This window comes from Clostridium sp. LXY-7, assembly GCF_056172015.1.
In genome coordinates this window covers 1,286,315-1,306,407 of record NZ_JBLLJL010000001.1, presented here as the reverse complement: position 1 = coordinate 1,306,407, position 20,093 = coordinate 1,286,315, and the positions used below count along the sequence as shown (strand labels likewise).

Annotated in this window: 16 protein-coding genes; 5 read left to right on the top strand and 11 right to left on the bottom strand. The window is 30.3% G+C overall.

All coding sequences use genetic code 11. The features are described from left to right. Positions 1 to 223 precede the first annotated feature (223 nt). A complete protein-coding gene (locus ACI48Q_RS06180; RefSeq protein ID WP_474918168.1) occupies positions 224 to 1,606 on the bottom strand; it encodes a Na+/H+ antiporter NhaC family protein in 1,383 nt (460 codons plus the stop codon). A gap of 152 nt (positions 1,607 to 1,758) precedes the next feature. Between ACI48Q_RS06180 and ACI48Q_RS06175 the strand changes: the two genes are divergently transcribed. Continuing rightward, positions 1,759 to 2,307 (top strand): pyruvate kinase alpha/beta domain-containing protein, encoded by a 549-nt coding sequence (locus ACI48Q_RS06175; RefSeq protein ID WP_474918167.1) that lies wholly within the window; start codon positions 1,759 to 1,761, stop codon positions 2,305 to 2,307. Between the two features lie 292 nt (positions 2,308 to 2,599). Here ACI48Q_RS06175 and ACI48Q_RS06170 read toward each other — a convergent pair whose 3' ends face one another. Further along, positions 2,600 to 3,268 (bottom strand): hypothetical protein, encoded by a 669-nt coding sequence (locus ACI48Q_RS06170; protein ID WP_474918166.1) that lies wholly within the window; start codon positions 3,266 to 3,268, stop codon positions 2,600 to 2,602. Between the two features lie 109 nt (positions 3,269 to 3,377). Between ACI48Q_RS06170 and ACI48Q_RS06165 the strand changes: the two genes are divergently transcribed. From ACI48Q_RS06165 to iadA, 4 genes are all read left to right on the top strand, one after another. Continuing rightward, positions 3,378 to 4,505 (top strand): aldo/keto reductase, encoded by a 1,128-nt coding sequence (locus ACI48Q_RS06165; protein WP_474918165.1) that lies wholly within the window; start codon positions 3,378 to 3,380, stop codon positions 4,503 to 4,505. Between the two features lie 187 nt (positions 4,506 to 4,692). After that, on the top strand, positions 4,693 to 6,738 hold the full coding sequence (locus ACI48Q_RS06160) for a sigma-54 interaction domain-containing protein (protein ID WP_474918164.1): 2,046 nt from the start codon (positions 4,693 to 4,695) through the stop codon (positions 6,736 to 6,738). Between the two features lie 247 nt (positions 6,739 to 6,985). Next, complete coding sequence (gene yfcC / locus ACI48Q_RS06155) at positions 6,986 to 8,701, top strand: putative basic amino acid antiporter YfcC (RefSeq protein ID WP_474918163.1); 1,716 nt, start codon at positions 6,986 to 6,988, stop codon at positions 8,699 to 8,701. Positions 8,702 to 8,776: 75 nt separating this feature from the next. Beyond that, on the top strand, positions 8,777 to 9,952 hold the full coding sequence (iadA, locus tag ACI48Q_RS06150; protein WP_474918162.1) for a beta-aspartyl-peptidase: 1,176 nt from the start codon (positions 8,777 to 8,779) through the stop codon (positions 9,950 to 9,952). Between the two features lie 183 nt (positions 9,953 to 10,135). Here iadA and ACI48Q_RS06145 read toward each other — a convergent pair whose 3' ends face one another. The 9 genes from ACI48Q_RS06145 to ACI48Q_RS06105 all read right to left on the bottom strand — a co-directional run bounded on the left by ACI48Q_RS06145 (position 10,136) and on the right by ACI48Q_RS06105 (position 20,083). Further along, positions 10,136 to 10,447 (bottom strand): DUF1540 domain-containing protein, encoded by a 312-nt coding sequence (locus ACI48Q_RS06145; RefSeq protein WP_474918161.1) that lies wholly within the window; start codon positions 10,445 to 10,447, stop codon positions 10,136 to 10,138. Between the two features lie 131 nt (positions 10,448 to 10,578). Next, positions 10,579 to 12,270 (bottom strand): phosphoenolpyruvate--protein phosphotransferase, encoded by a 1,692-nt coding sequence (gene ptsP, locus ACI48Q_RS06140; protein WP_474918160.1) that lies wholly within the window; start codon positions 12,268 to 12,270, stop codon positions 10,579 to 10,581. Between the two features lie 40 nt (positions 12,271 to 12,310). Next, complete coding sequence (locus ACI48Q_RS06135) at positions 12,311 to 13,399, bottom strand: DUF871 domain-containing protein (RefSeq protein ID WP_474918159.1); 1,089 nt, start codon at positions 13,397 to 13,399, stop codon at positions 12,311 to 12,313. Positions 13,400 to 13,428: 29 nt separating this feature from the next. Further along, positions 13,429 to 13,728: a PTS lactose/cellobiose transporter subunit IIA gene (locus ACI48Q_RS06130; RefSeq protein ID WP_474918158.1), complete on the bottom strand. Its 300-nt coding sequence runs from the start codon at positions 13,726 to 13,728 to the stop codon at positions 13,429 to 13,431. Positions 13,729 to 13,749: 21 nt separating this feature from the next. Then, a complete protein-coding gene (locus ACI48Q_RS06125) occupies positions 13,750 to 15,081 on the bottom strand; it encodes a 6-phospho-beta-glucosidase (RefSeq protein WP_474918157.1) in 1,332 nt (443 codons plus the stop codon). Positions 15,082 to 15,197: 116 nt separating this feature from the next. Beyond that, positions 15,198 to 16,496, bottom strand: coding sequence for a PTS cellobiose transporter subunit IIC (gene celB, locus ACI48Q_RS06120; protein WP_474918156.1), 1,299 nt, complete (start codon positions 16,494 to 16,496; stop codon positions 15,198 to 15,200). A 37-nt stretch (positions 16,497 to 16,533) separates the two neighbouring features. Further along, positions 16,534 to 16,830 (bottom strand): PTS sugar transporter subunit IIB, encoded by a 297-nt coding sequence (locus tag ACI48Q_RS06115; RefSeq protein WP_474918155.1) that lies wholly within the window; start codon positions 16,828 to 16,830, stop codon positions 16,534 to 16,536. Between the two features lie 88 nt (positions 16,831 to 16,918). Then, the gene (locus tag ACI48Q_RS06110) at positions 16,919 to 17,185 is read right to left on the bottom strand and encodes an HPr family phosphocarrier protein (RefSeq protein ID WP_474918154.1); all 267 of its coding nucleotides are present in this window, start codon (positions 17,183 to 17,185) and stop codon (positions 16,919 to 16,921) included. A gap of 180 nt (positions 17,186 to 17,365) precedes the next feature. Continuing rightward, positions 17,366 to 20,083: a sigma-54-dependent transcriptional regulator gene (locus tag ACI48Q_RS06105; protein WP_474918153.1), complete on the bottom strand. Its 2,718-nt coding sequence runs from the start codon at positions 20,081 to 20,083 to the stop codon at positions 17,366 to 17,368. Positions 20,084 to 20,093 lie beyond the last annotated feature (10 nt).

Below are 20,093 nucleotides of genomic sequence, written 5' to 3'. Positions count from 1 at the left end.
TTCATATATTTATTATAAAAATTTCTAATTATGTATAATATCTATAATTAACATTTAGTTAATTTATTAACATTCGCGCAATAAAAAAGATTAGAAAATCCTAATTTTCTAATCTTTTTTATATCTAGCTCATATTTTAATCTTCCTGCAAATGATCTGCTTCCCAATAATATATAGTTCTAGACTCAACAATGATTTAGAACAAAGTCAATAAATTTAATAATTAAACATCCTTATCTATATTAATATTTATATTTTCTTTACCTAGTAAATTTATCATCATTATAATAGGACATATAAAGCATAAAATAGCATAAGGAAAATATTGTACACATCCTATTCCTGTAACCGTTGTAATAATTATTGCATTTACATTCCAAGGTATCAATGGTGCAATAATGGTTCCTGAATCCGATATAGTTCTCGCCATAACTTCCCTATTAACCTCTAACTCTCTATACTTGTCCTTTAATAATCTTCCCACTAGCACAATACCTAATGTTTGGTCACAGGTTACCAATGTTAATATACTACTAATAGATGCAGTCTTAAATATAAGCTGAAATCTATCTTTAATACTTCTTATAAACTCTTCCATGATACATTTAATTATTCCAATACCTTCTAATATGCTACTTAATGCAATGGCTCCCATAACTACCAATACAACAGATACCATAGATATCACTCCTCCACTTATTAAAATATCATTCAATAAAGCTGATGAAGTATTTATTTGGTATCCTAATAAAATATATTTAAGCAATTCTACAATATCCACGTTCTGAAATACTATAGAAATAGTAATGCTTGCTAGTGCCCCCACAAGTATTGAATTTATAGCCTTAACTCCACTAACACATAATAATACTATGATTAAAGGTATAGCTAATAAATAGGGAGAAATATAAAAGGTATCATCTATTGATAAAACAAGTTCATTTATATTATGATTCCCTGTAACTATATTTCCATAGTTATTTCCAATAAAATAATATATTACAGCTGTGATTAGAATTGTTGGAATAATTGTTATTAGCATAGTTCTTAAAGTATCTTTATACTTAGTCTCTGTAGATACTAAGGTTAGATTTAAAAGTCCTGATATAGGTGATATCTTATCAGCTATAAATGCTCCAGATACAATTGTTCCAACTAAAACATGCGCTGGAACTCCAAAGCCTTTTCCTATTCCTAATAAGGCGAGACCTATAGTACTGATGGTGCCTACCGCTGTTCCCATAAAAATTGAACTTACAGCTACTAATAAAAAAGCGATAAAAAGAAAGTTCATTCCTTGCATATATTGAAGTCCATAATATATTATAGCTGGTACAACTCCTGATGAAAGCCATAAAGATACGTTAGCTCCTATAAGTAAAATTAATAAATATAAACTTTTACACTCCCGTATTCCTTTAAAAACCATATTTCCTATTACTTTAATTCCATACCCCTTCTTTATAGCAACAAGTGAAGAAATTAAAATTGATGCTACAAATCCATAAATTAAATCATAGCCAAAAAAGATACATATACATATAGGTATAATGCAGAAAATCATTATTATGTATGCTTCACTCTTCTTAAAACAAAATTCTTTCATATTGTACGCATCCTCTCTTATGAACTACTAATTAAATTATAGATAATATTTTCCCATTAATCCATATTATTCTTCTATATATATTTATTGATTCCTACAATACATTTTTAAGGTATAATGTAATTATAATTAAGGTTAGGAGGATATTATATATGTATTTTGATAAACCAGGTAATGAAAATACTCAGCGCACTTTAGAGTTAGCTCTAAAGGTAGCAAAAGAAAGAGGCATTAAATATATAGTGGTTGCTTCTAATAGTGGTACTTCTGCGGAATTTTTTAAGAATGTAAAAGATATAAAAGTAGTGTGCGTAACCCATGCCTATGGCTTTAAATCTCCTGGAGAAAATGAAATATCTAATGAGAAAAGGCAAGAATTAATGAACGTTGGCATATCCGTTCTCTCTACTACTCATGTACTAAGTGGTGCAGAAAGAAGTCTTTCTAGAAGTTTTAATGGGATATCTCCCATAGAAGTTATGGCTAATACTCTAAGAATGTTTGGTCAAGGCACAAAAGTTGCAGTAGAAGTTGCAGTTATGGCTGTAGACAGTGGTTTAATTCCCTATATGGAACCAGTTGTAGCTATTGGAGGAACTCATTATGGCGCAGACACTGCAATCATAATTAAAACTGCTCATGCCAGTAATATACTTGATACTAAAATACAAGAGTTTATCTGTAAACCAGCATTTAAATAAATTGTGAAGCAATTTATTTTAGGTAAAGGTGCCGTAGGCATAGGTAAATACTCACTGCGTTCGTGGTAAGGCGTCACTTCGTGACAGGTAAGGAGCAACCGAAGGTTGCAGGAAAAGTGTAAAATCAGCAAAGCTGATTTTACATTTTAAAGCGACAAATGCGCAATATAACTGCTTTTGCCTATGCAAAAGCTACCTTCACATGTGAGTGAAGCGAACGCCTTACCTGTGCCAAAGGCACTCCTTACCTGCAACCTACGGTTGCCCTTACCTAAATAATTTACTTCACATTTTATTTAAATGTTACACCTATCTTATTTCTAATTATTTCTTCTATTTTATCAGTAGCTACTTCTATAAATTTATCCATTTCTCTCTCAGTCAAATACATAAAATCTTTCTTAGTTTCATTGTTCTCTCCTAAGTAATAATCTTTTATGCTATTTACTTGGAGAGTAAAGGCTCCTGCTGGAAAATAATCTAAATAATCTGGTACTTTTTCAATATTTTTGAAGGTCTCATTAAAAATACATTTAGGATTTTTTTCTAAGTACAGATAATCTAATCCATACCAATCTTTTTTTATCGTCCAAATAAAATTTTTATCCTTCTTTAGTCCCTCATTATATAATAGCTCTTTCTTTTTTTCACTATAAAGCTTACTCCACTCTATATCTGTTAATAAGTGAACATAATATCCCATAACAAAAGCGCTATATTCCTCATCTTCATTAAATTTATCGTTGAGTATATACTTATTCCAAAAGCCTTCAGGATCTATATAATTTTTATCATCTTGCCAATGTGTAATCTTTTTCGGCGGATTAAAATTACTATAGTTTTCATTAGGTACTCCTGAATCTGGTCCTATGTTTCCAACAGTAAAAGCTCTTTTCTGATAATCTAATCCTCTATTTAATAAATTCTCTGCTACTCTTAAATGTGCAATCCAAGTTGCCATAGTACTCCCCCTTTATTTTTATACTCTAGTGAAATTATACTACTATTTATATCCTATAAAAACATTTAATGTTATAATATTTTATATGAATAATAGTGAGGTGATATAAATGCAATTTAGAGTATATGGTAAAACTAATGAAAAAATATCCGTACTTAGCTTTGGACTTATGAGATTACCTACTATAAATAATAAAATTGATAGAGAGAAATCTGGAGAAATTCTAAAATATGCTATTGATAAGGGAATAACTTATCTAGATACAGCTTATCCCTATCACAATGAAGAATCCGAAGACTTTTTAGGAGAATTTCTTGCAAAACATAATTGCAGGGATAAGGTTCTTATTGCTACTAAGCTTCCTAGTTGGCTTATTAATTCTAGAGAAGATATGGATAAATACTTAAATGAACAATTAGAAAAATTACAGACAAACTATATAGACTTTTATCTAGTTCATGCACTTAATAAAAATTTTTGGGAAAACCTTATCACTAATGGACTTTTTGAATTTTTGGATACCATAAAAAGGGATGGAAGGGTTAAACATATAGGTTTTTCTTTCCATGATAAACTAGAGGTTTTTAAAGAAATTGTGGATGCTTATCCCTGGGAATTCTGTCAAATTCAATATAATTTCTTAGATATAAATTATCAAGCAGGTGCTGAAGGTCTAGAATATGCAAGGAATAAAGGACTTGGTATAGCTATAATGGAACCTCTTAGAGGAGGACGTCTAGCTCACTCTATACCTGATGATATTCAAAAACTCTGGAATACTTCTAATGTAAAAAGGACTCCTGCAGAATGGGCATTAAAATTTCTTTGGGATGATGAAAGAATAGATGTGGTTCTTAGTGGCATGAATTCTATTGATCAGGTTGAAGAAAATGTTTCTATAGCAGAAACTACTCTCCCTAATTGCTTAACTGAGGATGAAAAAAATTTAATATCCTTGGTAAGAGATAAATATTTATCTAAAATCAAGGTTAATTGTACAGGCTGTAAGTATTGTATGCCTTGCCCAACCGGCGTTGATATTCCTAGTTGCTTCGAGCTTTTAAATGATGCCTCTTTATTTGAAGATTTAGAAGGCTTTAAGAAATTCTATCATAATAATTTAGCGGAAAGTGAAAAGGCTCACAATTGTGTTGAGTGTGGTCAATGTGAGAGCCATTGTCCTCAAAATATTGAGATCAGGAAGATGCTAAAGGAAATAAGTATTATATTTAAATAAACCTTAAAATGACTGCATGCCATTACTATTGCAGTCATTTTCAATACTATTTTAAAATATAACCTACCAAAGTAATTACTTATTATAATATTTTTTAATAAGAATTTTTATAACTCATACTCTCCATTCTATAGTATAATTATATTTTCAATAATAAGAGTATCTATATAAAGGCAGGTGTATTAATTTGAATAAAAAGATTGTAGCTTTAATCGCTGGTACAAAAGGCACTAAGATTACATTGCTGAGTCAATTAGAAGATTATATAGGTTCCTTTGCTAATATTTATGGTTTTGCTATAGATGAAGGCTTAGACCACAAAATTAATGCAGATTTAATAATTGTATCCACGGATTTAATTTTAGAAGATGCTCTTAAATATATGGAAACTGGATGCCCTATTATAGTTGCTAAGCGAATCATAAATTATAGTGAAATAGAAAAATTACTATACATACCTAATGGAGAAACCATACTCTTTGTAAATGATTGTGTTGAAACTTCCTTAGAATGCATTGAATGGTTAAAAAAATTAGGAATAACTAATTATAATTTTATTCCTTATTATCCTGGATGTATCTTCAATAAAGAAATTAAATATGCAGTTTCTCCAGGAGAAACAGAATTAATTCCCAAATTTATACCTAATAAAATAAATATAGGTCCTAGACTAATTGACATGACTACCATATCGGAAATCCTTAAGTTCTTAAATGCATTTGAAAAAACATGGGGAAGTATATCTGAAATGTATTTAAGTAAAATAGTTAACATGGGGAAGCTATTGGATGAAATATCAAGAGAAAAAACTCAGGCATATGATAATATTATTAAAATAATGGATAATGTTAATGAAGGTATCTTAGCTTTTAATAATGAGGGAATTATTACAGTTTTTAATGAAAATTTAAAGATTTTATTAGGCATTAAGAAAACTAATATTATTGGTAGCAACATTAATTCTATAATAAGAGATAGGGAACTATATGACTTTATTAAAAATAGTATGGGAAAAGAAAGCACTTATATTGATATACGAGGAGAACAAGTTCATATATCATTCTTACATGTAGAGGAAAATAATCTAAAGGTTGTAATCTTTAAACATGGTTTAGATGAACTTATGGATGAAAAATCCTTTAAAAAAGATATTTATAACAAAGGGTACTTTGGTAAATATATCTTTAAAGATATTATAGGTATTAGTGACGAAATTGTAAAAACTAAAGGAATAGCTAAAAAATTTTCTAGTACTGATTTAACCGTTTTGATAGAAGGTGATAGTGGCACAGGAAAAGAACTTTTCGCTTCTTCTATCCATAATAATTCCTCTAGGAAAGACTCCCCCTTCGTAGCTGTTAATTTTTCTTCCTTATCTGAAAACTTAGTTGAAAGTGAATTGTTCGGCTATGAAGAAGGTGCTTTTACAGGTGCTATAAAGGGAGGAAAAGCAGGTATATTTGAACAAGCAGAAGGCGGAACCATATTTTTAGATGAGATTGGAGACATTTCTCCTAGAATTCAATCAAGGCTTTTAAGAGTTCTTCAGGAAAAAGAGATTATGCCTGTGGGTGGCAATAAAATAATCCATGTAAATATAAGAGTTATAGCTGCTACTAACCAAAATCTAAGAAAATTAGTTGAAGAGAAAAAGTTTAGATCTGATCTCTATCATAGGCTTAAGGTCCTATATCTAAAACTTCCACCTCTAGAAAAGCGAAAAGAAGATATATTACCTCTAGTAGAATACTTTCTTAGACTAGAAGGAAAAGAACATATTTCTTTAAATGAAGATGTTAAACGAAGCTTAATTAAATACCCCTTTAATGGTAATGTTAGAGAATTAAAAAATACTCTCGATTATATGCTGACAGTATGTGATGGTAAAGAAATAAAACTCTCTGATCTTCCAGAAGAAAGCTTTTTTCATGAAAATATAAATATCATTGATGATACTAATGAAGAAGATGTTATCACTAATAATATTAGGATAGATTATATTTATATACTTAAAGCTCTATATTCTATTAATAAAAATGGTGAAAAAGGTAGTAGAACAAAAATACTTAATTATCTGAACTCCTTAAACATACACCTTAGTGACCAAATGATTAGAAGTAGATTAGATTATTTATCTACCCTCGGATATATTGATAAAAAGCGTGGTAAATCTGGAACTAGTATTACTTCAAAAGGAGTGGATTTCTTAATAAATAGTTATTTGGATGTATAATTTTTTCAGGGTGTTATAGGTTGTTTTCACAACCTATAACACCCTATATTCATCTTCTTAAACTATTAATTCATCATGGATTTTACAATTCCTTAATTATTATAGATATTTAATAATTATACTATAAGTTATTTTATTTGTTGCTTTCATATATTATTTACTATATTCATAAATTTTTTTTAATTTATTTGCATAATTGGCATTGAAATTGCTCTAACTAATTGTAAAGATTTAAGGAGGAGTTTTTATGCTAAATAAAACTAAAAAGAAAAAAACCATTACCATGCCTCATACTTATGTAATAATATTTTTCGTAGTTCTATTCTGTTGGTTTTTAACCTTTGTAATACCTGTGGGTAAATACGATACTCATGATATTCAATGGGAAACTAACGATGGTCAGACAAAATCAAGAACAGTTTTAATGACGGATACCTTTAGGTATAAATATGATTTGGATGAAGAAAAATTAAAATCTAATCTTGAACTACTTATTAAAGACGAAAGTCAACTTAAAGAATTAGGCTTAGACAAAGCTTTAATCGAAGAATTATTAAATACTGACGTAAATACCTGGAATGAAGAATCATTAGCTAATGCTGGTATTACTGAACCTATAATCTACATACTTTATAAAGATACTGTTTATGATACAAGTAAAAAAGAAACTATAAGTGCAAATCTTTGGGGTACAGATGATTTTAAAGGGTTCGGTGTATTAAACTATGTATTCGAGGGATTAGTTACTGGAGACAAAAACGGTTCTGCCGTTGGCATCGTTGCATTTATTTTAGTTATAGGTGGAGCTTTTGGAATGGTAATGAGAACTGGAGCTGTTGACGCTGGTATTCACGCCTTTATTAATATCACTAAAGGAAAGGAATCTTTAGCTATCCCATTTCTATTTGTACTATTTTCGCTAGGTGGAGCAGTTTTTGGAATGTCTGAGGAAGCAATTCCTTTTGCAATGATTGTAATTCCTTTTGTTATAGCTATGGGCTATGACTCACTAGTTGGAGTAAGTATAACCTATGTTTCATGTCAAGTGGGAAATGCTACTTCTTGGATGAACCCATTTGGTATAGCCATTGCTCAAGGTATAGCTGGGGTTCCAGTACTTTCTGGAGCTGGTTTTAGAATAGCTCTATGGTGTATTATAACAGCAGCAGGTGCAACATACCTGATGATATATGCAAAGAAAATAAAGAAAAATCCACAAGCATCGATTGTTTATGATACTGATGAGTTTTTCAGAAGAAACATTTCTGCTACTGTAGAAAAAATTGAGTTTAATCTAGGACATAAACTTGTTCTTCTAACTATTTTACTTTCAATAATTTGGATAATTTGGGGTGTAACTAAACAAGGTTATTATATTCCTGAAATAGCTTCTCAATTCTTCGTAATGGGTTTAATTTCAGCTATTATAGGCGTAATATTTAAACTTAACAATATGAAAATTAATGATATAGGCTCTTCTTTTCAAAGTGGAGCTGGAGATTTAGTTGGTGCTGCCATTGTTGTAGGTATGGCTAAAGGTATCCTTTTGGCTCTTGGTGGTTCTAGTGCCTCTGAATTTAATACTTTAAATACAATTTTACATTCTGTAGGTAATGCATTAGGTTCACTTCCTGCAGCAATTTCAGCTATATTTATGTATATATTCCAAACACTATTTAATTTCTTTGTACCATCAGGTTCAGGTCAAGCTGCCTTAACCATGCCGATTCTAGCTCCATTATCTGATATCGTTGGGGTTTCTAGACAAGTTTCTTGCCTTACCTTCCAATTAGGTGCAGGATTTGCTGATGCTATTGTGCCAACTTCTGCTAGCTTAATGGGTGTTCTTGGTATAGCTAAAATTGATTGGGCTAAATGGGCTAAATGGCAAATTAAAATGCAAGGCTTCTTCTTTGCCTTTGGTACTGTAGCTATAATTGTGGCTGTTATAATTGGCTTTTAATAATTTGTATAAAGGACAGGACAAAACCTGTCCTTTATACAAACTACCATACATTATATTTTAAGGGGTGAAGAAATGATAAAACTTATAAAAAAAGCAAAAATTTATGCTCCAGAATTCCTAGGAATTAAAGATGTTTTATTAACTGGAAACAAGATTTCTCATATTGAAGATGACATCCAAATCCCCAAAGATTGGAATATACCTATTGAAATCATAGATGGGAATAATAAAATTTTGACCCCAGGATTTATAGATAGTCATGTACATATTTTAGGTGGTGGTGGTGAAGGTGGCTTTAAGAGTCGCACACCTGAAATTACCCTCACAAATATTACCCTGGGTGGAGTTACTACTGTAGTTGGATGTCTGGGTACTGATGGTATAACCCGTTCTATGACTTCTCTTCTTGCGAAAGCTCGTGGCTTAGAAGAAGAAGGTATCTCCACATATATCTATTCAGGCTCTTATAGATTACCGCTCACTACAGTTACTGGAGATATAATGAAGGATATTATATGTATTGATAAAGTTATAGGTGCTGGTGAGGTGGCCATATCCGACCATAGAAGTTCTAATCCTTCAATTGAAGAATTAACTAAAATGGTTAGTGATGTACGAGTTGGTGGAATACTATCTAATAAAGCTGGAGTTATAAATATACATCTTGGAGATGGAAAAAATATGTTAACTCCTTTACTAGAAATTATAGAGAATACTGAAATACCTATAACTCAATTTTTACCTACCCATACAAATAGAAACCCTTATCTCTTTGAGGATGCTATAAAATATGCTATAAATGGCGGTTATATAGATTTTACTACAAGTTCAGATCCTCTATTTTGGGAAGAAGGAGAAGTTAGGGCTTGTAAAGCATTAAAAATATCCTTAGACAATGATGTGCCTATAGATAATATAACCTTTTCTTCAGATGGTCAAGGTAGCCTACCGATGTTTAATTCTAAAAAGGAATGTATAGGCCTTCGTGTAGGTATGGTTACTTCCTTATTTGAAGAAGTTCGTAGTGCAGTTTTAGACTATGATGTTCCTTTAGAAATAGCTCTTAAGGTTATTACTTCTAATCCTGCTAAAATTCTTAAATTGAAAGCTAAAGGTATTATTGAAGTTGATTATGATGCAGATTTGGTATTAATTAATGAAGAAGATTTTACAATTAACACTGTAATTGCTAAGGGAAATGTATTAGTTGAAAATAAAGCTCCTAAGGTGTTTGGCACCTTTGAATAAGATATATAATGAATGCTTAAATAAAAAACTTCAACCAAACGACGATAAAAAAATTCTAATGTAGAATGTATAATGTAGAATTTAGAATTATGGAAGAAGCTTTTCAGAGTTTTTAACGGATAAAGTTTTCATTTAAAACTTCTATGAAGATTTCTCCACAATTCTAAATTCTAAATTCAACATTTATTTATAGTTAAAAGTAGCACACTGAGTTTCATCACTTGTTTCAGATGTATATCCCCCTATGTCAACACTATTTGCAATACATTTTAACTCCATATTGTAAATACAATTTTTTGCTCTACATGTAATGTCTATGTAAGGATTTCCTTCCACCATGTTATTTACTAAAGCCTTTTCTTTATTAATAAAGCTTTCGCAGCTTGTTCCATCTGATTGATAAGTAGTAGCTCCCCCTACTGTTATTACTTCTAAGGAACAATAATTAGATTTATTATTTATACATTCTTGGACACAACAACGCAATAATGCCATTATATCCCCTCCTAAATTAATTTTAAACTTAGTATTGGTAATATAATATATCTTTATACTTATAGTAAATCTAAAAAATACACTAATTAAATTAATTAGTGTATAAGGGGATTTTATTATGGTATTCAAATTTATATATCTAGCATATTCTCTATTTCTTGAGATGTCCTTACCATTAAAACTTTATCAACTAATTCTTCACATTGACTTATAGAAACCTCACTTATTTTTCTTCTTATATTTAAAACTAGAGATGGTATAACACTAAATTCATCTAACCCCATCCCCATAAATACTGGTAATAATTTAATATCCCCTGCTGCTTCTCCACACATCCCAACTTCTATTCCCTGCCTGTGCCCATTTTTTATAATCATATTTATAAGTCTTAGCACAGAAGGATTATACGGGGTATATAGATTTGATACCTTTAAATTCAATCTATCAACAGCAATGGTATATTGTATTAAATCATTAGTTCCAATACTAAAGAAATCTACTTCTTTGGCTAATATATCTGAAATTAGTGCTGCTGCTGGTGTTTCTATCATAATTCCTATCTCTATATGTTCATCATATTTTAGATTCTCTCTTTTTAATTCCTCTTTGCATTCCTCTAAAATTTCTTTAGCCATTAAAAGCTCATTTAAAGTTGAAATCATAGGAAACATTATCCTAGCTTTACCAAATGAACTTGCCCTTAATATTGCTCTAATCTGAATTTTTAATATTGACTTTTCATTTAAACAATATCTTATGGCTCTATATCCCAAAAATGGATTCTCTTCCTTTGGAATATTCAAATAAGGTATTTTTTTATCCCCACCAACATCTAAGGTTCTTATAGTTACAGGTTTAGTATTCATATCCATTATAATCTGTTTATAAATATTAAATTGTTCTTCTTCTGTGGGTGCGGACTCTCTATCCATATATAAAAATTCACTTCTTAACAGTCCTATACCCTCTCCATCATATTTTATGACGTCCTTCGTATGATTTGTAGATCCTATATTACATACTATATTAAAGTGCTTACCATCACTTGAAAATGATTTAGCTCCTATAAATCCCTTATTTCTTAAGGTAATACTCTCAAATTCTTTCTTCTTATTTTCTAGTAAGCTTAAAATCTCTTCATCTGGATTAATAAATATTTCTCCACTATCTCCATCCATGCCAAGTATCATTCCATCCTTTACTCTAGAAATTATATCTTTCACCCCAACTATAGCTGGAATTTCAAGTATTTTAGCTAAAATTGATACATGAGAAGTATATCCACCTTCCTCAGTAATAAAGCCCACTAAATTATCCTTTGGTAATTTAACAGTTTCTGATGGTGTTAAATCTTTAGCTATTAATATAAATGGAGATTGTATTTTTTTATAATCTATGTCTTTAACATTTAGCAATAAGCTTAATATTCTATTAGATACATCTACAATGTCATTACTTCTTTCTCTTAAATATTCATCTGATAGAGAACTAAACATATTTATTAAATTATCTGTAACTTCTTTCACTGCCCATGGAGCATTTACCTTATCTTCTTTTATCTTTTGCTCCATAGGATATATAAACTCTCTATCCTTAAGTATGTGTATATGTGCTTGAAAAATTTGCAACTCCTCATCCTTCAATTCACTTTCTGCATATCTAATTAGTTCCTCTATTTCCAATATAGCTCTATCTATAGCATTCTTAAGATTTAAAATTTCTTTATTGTAATCTTCAACCTTCTGTTTTTCTACCTCTATATAATTTTTCTTTATAATTATTTTACCTACCGCAATACCCTTTGATGCTCCTATTCCCTTCATACTTCTTCACCCCTAGCGCTATCCGAATTTAAAATAGTCCTTACTTGCTCTCTTCAAATTTAAATTTTTGCCATGGTTTTATATAATCTAGTAAATAAACTTCCTCCTCTATTATGTTGCCTACTATATTAGTTCTACCACTGTTATCCATATCCTTTAATGCAATCTGTAATTCTCCACTATATCTTTCATATAAAGAACTCTCTATTAGAACATTTCCTCTTCTTATTGAGTTACTATTAAAGAGCTCAAAAATGCATCCTTTATATTTAACTCTGCTTTCAGTAGATCTTATCATATATTCTGATACATCTCCTCTATTAAAATGTTCTTCCTGCAAAACTATTTTTTTTTGAATTTCTGGAACCTGATTTAAAATTTTCACTTTAAGTGTAAGCATATCTCTGTTTACTTCACTTAATTTTTTGAGCTCTTCCTCTGATGCAAAACAATTAGCTATAATTACATCATCAATAAAGCCCGTGTTAAACAAATCCTTTGCTTGCACTTCTATAGGTAAAAATCTATGCTCTTCCAAAGTACATAATCCTTCTGAGACATTCCATGGTCCTATATTACAGGTATTCGATGATACAAATGCTGCTGTACGAATTCCTTTTTCTTTATATTGCTTCGAAGATTTTATAAAATGACTTCTGGATAATCCCGTATATCTATGAGGATAAAAATTATGACACCCTATAATATTATCTTTTTTAGGACAATAACTTAAAATATTATCTAAGTACTTTGTTCCATTACTCATGTTTATTTCTGTTTTTAAATTATTTGGATTAAAGCTCATGATAGATTCTTCATTTCCTGTAAATCCTAAGTCAAGCCTTATACCACTTAATCCCAAACTAGAAAAGAAGCTTAAGTCTTTATAATCTAAATTCAGTTTTTTAAAAATACTTGAATCTACATCTGCTATAACTTCCATCCCTAGGTCTCTTGCAATTTTCATTATTTCACTAAATTCCTTTAAGGTTTTCTCTAAATTATCTCCTAAGGATAATAAACATGTGAATACTCTTGTAAATCCATAGTCAGCTGCCATATCTAAATATTCCTTATATTTATTTACCCCTCCGTGCCCTAAATAAATTGAAACTCCTAAGGATTTCATAGCTATACCTCCATATATTCATAAATATTTTATAGAAATCTTTTATACATTTCTACCATTTCACTGGCTAAATCTCTAGTCGTAATTGCATTCATTAAATGGTCCTGAGCATGTACCATTAATAATGACATTTCTATCTTATTATCCTGAGCTTCTGATTGTATTAACTTTGTCTGTCCTACATGAGCTTCTTGTAGTTTATCCTCTGCACTTTTCAGGCATTTTTCTGCTTCTAAAAAATTTCCTTCCTTTGCATAGTATATTGCTTCCATGGAAAGACTTCTTGCTTCTCCTCCACAGGATATTAGCATAAAGATTATTTCTTCCATTTTTTATTCCTCCTTATGACCTCATCTATGATTTAAATTCATTTCTAATTTAAACTGAGGTAGGTATTCTTTGTTTTCATTTAAAATGTCTTTAAATACTTTTTTACTGACTTCTATATCACCTACTAGAGGATTATTAATTAATGCCATAAGTCCCTTTTTATAATCTCCCTTAACACCAGCTTCTACTGTTAATTCTTCATAGGCTTTAACTTGGCTAACTAACCCAATAATCTCTACAGGTAATTCTCCTAAAACTATAGGAAAAGCTCCTAGTTTATTTACAATACAATTTACTTCAACAACTACCTCTCTGGACAAATTAGAAATAGCTCCTCCATTTTCTACATTTACTGTATGAATCTCATTTTTATCATTAAAAACAGCTGAGATTAAGGAAATAGCCGCCTCAGAATAATTTGCTCCACCTCTCTTCTCTAACTCTATAGGTTTTTCCTTCAAATTTATATTTTCATAAATTTTAAACAACTTATCTTCTATTTCCATAACCTGTTTAGCTCTAGTTCCTTCACCTTTTGAATATGCTATCAATTCTTCCTTTAAAATTTTCTCTCTCATATAGAAATATTTATGATACGGACACGGTATTAGGTTTAAGCTTCTTAATAGTTCCACATCCCAATTTAAATCTGGAGTATTTTTCATATTTATACTAGCCCCGTCACAAAGTAATTTTATAACTCTATCTGTAACAATCTCATTATCTAAGTAAACGTCTTTACCATATACCATATGATTAAGTCCAATAAAATCTATTTTTACTCTATTATTATCTACATCAAGTATCTTAGCAATATTATTTTTCATAGTAATAGGTACATTGCATAGCCCTATAGTTTTTACCTTAGTATGTTTTATTATTGCTTCTGTTATAATACCTGCTGGATTTGTGAAATTTATAAGCCATGCATTGGGCGCTAATTCTTCAATGTCCTTACATATATCTAGTATTACTGGTATAGTTCTAAGTGCCTTTGCAAAGCCTCCTGCACCAGTAGTTTCCTGGCCAATCAATCCATTCTTTAAAGGAATTACCTCATCTTTCTCCCTTACTCTTAATCCTCCAACTCTAAATTGTGTAAGAACAAAATCAGCATTTTTTATACTCTCTCTTCGATTAATTGAAGATGTAACCTTTATATCTAATCCACTATGAATTAACATTCTTTCTGCAAGATTAGCTATAATATTTTGCTTATGAACTCCTTCTTGAATATCTACTAGGCATATTTCACTTATAGGAAGCTCTTGCTTTCTCTTTATTATTCCATCTATTAATTCTGGAGTATAGCTACTGCCTCCTCCTATTACTGTAAGTTTAATCCCTTTCATATTCTCCTCCAAATTCAAAATTATCTTTTATATGTACAATTTATATATAAATCTAATTAGTATATTAGGAATTATGCATGATGCTAAACTAAGTACCATGCATAATCACATAAACTTTAATTGCTTAAATTATTATCTACTTTACCTATTGCTATCTCTTTATCTCCTTCTATTCTTTCAGCCATTTTTATAAAAGGTATATAAATTAGTATTCCTATAGCTAGATTTACAATCTGCAGTACCGACCCCATAATTGATCCTGTTGCAAAAAATCCACTTAATATTGGTGGTGTTGTCCAAGGAACCATAACTATAGTTGGAGGTACTATATGCGAAGCAATAGCTAAATAACTAACTATTGTAAGAATCACTGGTGTTAATATAAAAGGAATAAAAAATACCGGATTTAGCACTATTGGCATACCATAAACTAATGGTTCATTGATATTAAATAATCCTGGTCCATTAGAAAGTGCTGCCATGTTTTTATAATGTTTTCTTCTAGATGCTATATAAATGGCAATTATTAAACAAATGGTAGCTCCTGATCCACCCATATAAACAAAACAGTCAAAGAAAGGTTTAGTAACGATATTAGTTGCTTGTAATCCTGCTGCAACTGCTTTAGCATTTGCATCTAGTGCTGGCAGATATACCGACTGCATAACTGGTTCTAATATGTTGGATCCATGTAATCCAAAGAACCAGAATAAATGGTTAAATAATGCTATAATAATTGCAGACCAAAGGGTATTTGCCATAGATGATAGTGGACCTTGTAATGCTTCATATATTATTTGGTGAAGATCAGCTATACCAATAGCGCTAAGCATTATTTTAACTAGGCTCATTATAGCTAATGTAATCATTGCAGGGAGCAATGCTGCAAAAGATTTTGAAACAGCTGGAGGTACATTATCTGGCATTTTAATAACAAGCCGTTTATTTCTAGCCAATCTCACAAATATCTCTGTAACAATCAAAGCTACAAATATAGCTACAAATAATCCTAGAGATCCTGTCCACTGAGTTGGTATACCTGCTCCATCTGGAGTTCCTACCATTATAATAATTAGTGATGCAAGAGATAGCATAGCAGCAGATATTCCGTCCCCTTTATAGGATTTCGCAAGGTTGTAGGCTATAGTACATACAACTAGTAAAGACATTATTCCAAATGCACCTTCCCATAAGTTGTCACCAAAAACCCTCCACCCATCTCCAAAAACCTTAATCATAAAGTTTTGATATGGCTTTATTGGTAAATTATTAATTAACACACCCATGGAACCCGCAATAATAAGTGGCATTAAAACTACAAAACCATCTCTTATGGCTACAAGATGTCTCTGCGCTCCTATTTTACCAGCAACAGGAACAAAATACTTTTCTAAAAAATTAATTAGTCCTTTCATTAAAATAAACCTCCTTAAGTTTTAAAGAACATTTTCATTAAATTTCTAGTGCTTTTTTTAATACAGCTTCCCCATTCATGGTCCCATATAAAATACTGTCAATCACTCCCACTGGAATTCCTTTTGGTTCCATGAGCTTTTGCATCTTACTTAAAAGATATCTAACCTGCGGCCCTAATAATACCACATCAATATCTTCATGATCCTTAGCTTCTGCTTCTCCTACTGCAAATATTTCTACTTCAATTCCCTTTTGTACTGCAGCATCCTGCATCTTTTTTACTAAAAGACTAGTAGACATTCCTGCACAACATACCAACATAATTCTTTTCATACCTATCTCTCCTTTAGATATTTAAAATACCTATGCTCTATTTAAGATTACATATATAGTATTGTTATTAGATTTTCCTTTAAATAATTCATTGATTTACAAGTTTCTTATTAAATAATTCCTCTAATGCATTTGCTGCTTCTAATTCGTCCTCTCCAATAACTTCTACGTCTATAATGTCTCCCATAGATGCTCCTATGCTTAAAACTCCTATTATGCTTTTAGCACTTACACGTCTTCCATCCTTCTCAACAAATATCTCTGACTTAAAATTCTGAGTTAGGTTAACTAATGCTGCTGCTGGTCGTGCATGTAATCCTGCTTTATTTTTTACAGTTACATTTAATTTTTTCATACCTACCCTCCTTACACTAAATATATATAGCAAAGTTCATGCCAACTTTTGGATATTCTTATATAATTCCAAATTTGGTGAAATAACTAATTCCCTAGGTTTTAGGTAAATGTTTTCATATTTTTATATGTTTTAAAAATAAATAGTGTGTAAATTAAATTACACACTATTTTACACAGTCTATTTCTGTGTGCTATTCTCTTCATTATTACACAGAAACATTTTACTTAAATAAACTAATTCTATTTTATCCACATGTATTTCATAGATTTCCTCAATAGTTCTTATACAATCTTCTATAATAACTATTTCTCTACTATACCTATTTTCATATTCATCTATTTCAATGGATTTCACTTGCTTTTTTTTTCCATTTTTTATATTATCAATCATAAAGCATATGTGAAGTATTATTCCAATCTCTACCTCTGAATTTATATTTATATTTAGAGAGCTTTTTATTTCTTCAATAAAATTTCGTACATTATCTAATAATAACCATCCATCTTTAATAGTTGAATGTTTATTTAAAGTTAAGGCTATATTATCATAGATATGCTCACCTTCTACTATTTTTTTAATGGTTTTAATTCCTTGTCCTGATAATATTTCAATAGCTGATACAAAAGGAATATCCTCTATATCTACAGGGATTGTACCTACAACTACTAGAAGCTTATATTTTTCTCTATAATAATTGATAGTTGTTAAAAATTCTTTTCTATTAAGAATATTAACTGCAATTATATCTAGATCATCATAGTTATCTAACTTTTCCAATAGAATCCTTTTCAGTCTTTCTGCCGCTCCCTCTCCCGTAAAGCAAGCTGTTAAAATTATATTTTTTTTCTTCATTTCAGTTTTTTTTACTTGAATTTTCTTAATACCACTAATATCCTTACAACACTGATATATTTCCTGTAGATCTCTACCAGAAATGGCTTTTCTACAAGCTTCAATTACCATTGGAGTAGATACCATATCAATAGTTTTAACTATTATACCTGTATCCTCATAAATCATATCTCCAAAATTTACCAAAGACCCCATATCTACCAGAAGTAATATTCCTCTTTTATGGTTCATTGCTTGTACTCTTTCTTTAGCCAAACTATACATATGTTCCGCACTGATACTAAGTGACATGTCCATAGGTACTACATAATTAATTCCCACCAAACTATTGGCTACCTGTGCCATACTTGTTGCTGTGGAATTACCATGAAGAATTAATAAAATCCCTACACCTTCACTATCTATACTCTTATATTCGGGTGAATTATAACATAAAAATAAGGTTAAATATCCTATTTCATCTAGGGGTGTTTCTATATTAAATTTTTTATCAATTTCTTTAGCTACTTCCATAGCCGTAAAAAATTCGTCAATATGATTTACTCTAATAGAATTTAATTTGGGATTATATATCTTATTGCCATTTATTATTCTCTTTATACTACCATTTAAGTGAAGGCCTAGTGCAAAATATATATTTTCATTATAAACTCTATTTAACTTTTTACTTGCATAGTCTAATATATACTCTACTATTTCTACAATCTCTTCTCCTACTAACTTTAGTATTTCATATCTCTTGGTTTTTTCATGTGCATCTTTAAGATATTTTTCAAAATGACCTTGAAGATCTATATCTAATATATGATTTATCTCTCCTTCTTCAATGCCCTTACTTTTCAGCTCATATAGTTTTTTCTCTATAGAGTCATAAAAATCTTCCTCATTATCATTAATATCCTCTATATCATCTATACTCTCTCCATAATGAAATCTTAGAATATCTCCACCATTTTTTAAAATATTATTAATCTCTTCTCTTTTATCTTGGACCTTTAAAATTCCCTTTTTAACATATCTAGGCAAATCCTCTTGAGTAATAATAATATATTCTTTTTTCCCAGATTTATAATTTAAGAATCCCCTAGCACAGCATAGCTGTATATCACTTTTTAACTGACCAATATTCCCTATACAATCATATAATAATAAGCAAGTTAATGCATTTCTATTTATATAAATACTCTTACCAACTCTCTTAGACTCTTCTTTTACAAAGATCTCTATAAGGGCATATTTTTCCTTTAACCCTCTATTTATTAATGAGGGCAAGGTTATAATCATAGGTATTCTTCTTATAAAGGTTTTTAATAAATATGACTCTGGCTCTTCTGTGGTGGCTGCTATAATTTGTACTGAAACATTAATAATACTATCAGCGTCACCCAAGGGCCTAAAACTCCCCTTATCAATAAATGTGAATAACATTTCTTGCCCTTGAGGAGAAAGCCTATGAACCTCATCTAAAAATATCATTCCTCCATTAGCTTTTTTTAATAATCCATCTTTATCTCTATCAGCACCAGTATATGCACCTTTCTTCACTCCAAATATATGTCCTATAAGAAGTTGAGGATTTTCTGCATAATCTGCACAATTGAATAAAATAAAAGGAGCTCCAGCTTTAAGTGTGTTTGACTCTATAGCAAACCTGTACATCAGCTCTGCAAACATAGATTTCCCTACACCCGTTTCTCCTAATAATAAAGTATGAAGTCCAAAAGGGGGATAAAGTATTGCTGCCTTTGCTTGTTGTATTGGCAATTGTAAGCTATATTTTGCTCCAATGATTTTATCTATATTGTATGCATTTTGTAGAGATTCTTCTATTGGTAAAATTTCATTTTTCTTTATTTGTTTAAATAAGACAGGCCTCCCTTGAATTTTTTCAATTTTTTTATCTAAAGCTAATTGATTTAAAACTCTACTTACATTAGCTCTATTTAAATTTAATCTATCACTTATATCTGTAGCTGCTACCCCTTGATTTAAGCTTTTCTCAATCTCAATTAGCGCCTCTAATATTCTATCTTTTAAACTCACTTAGCTCCCT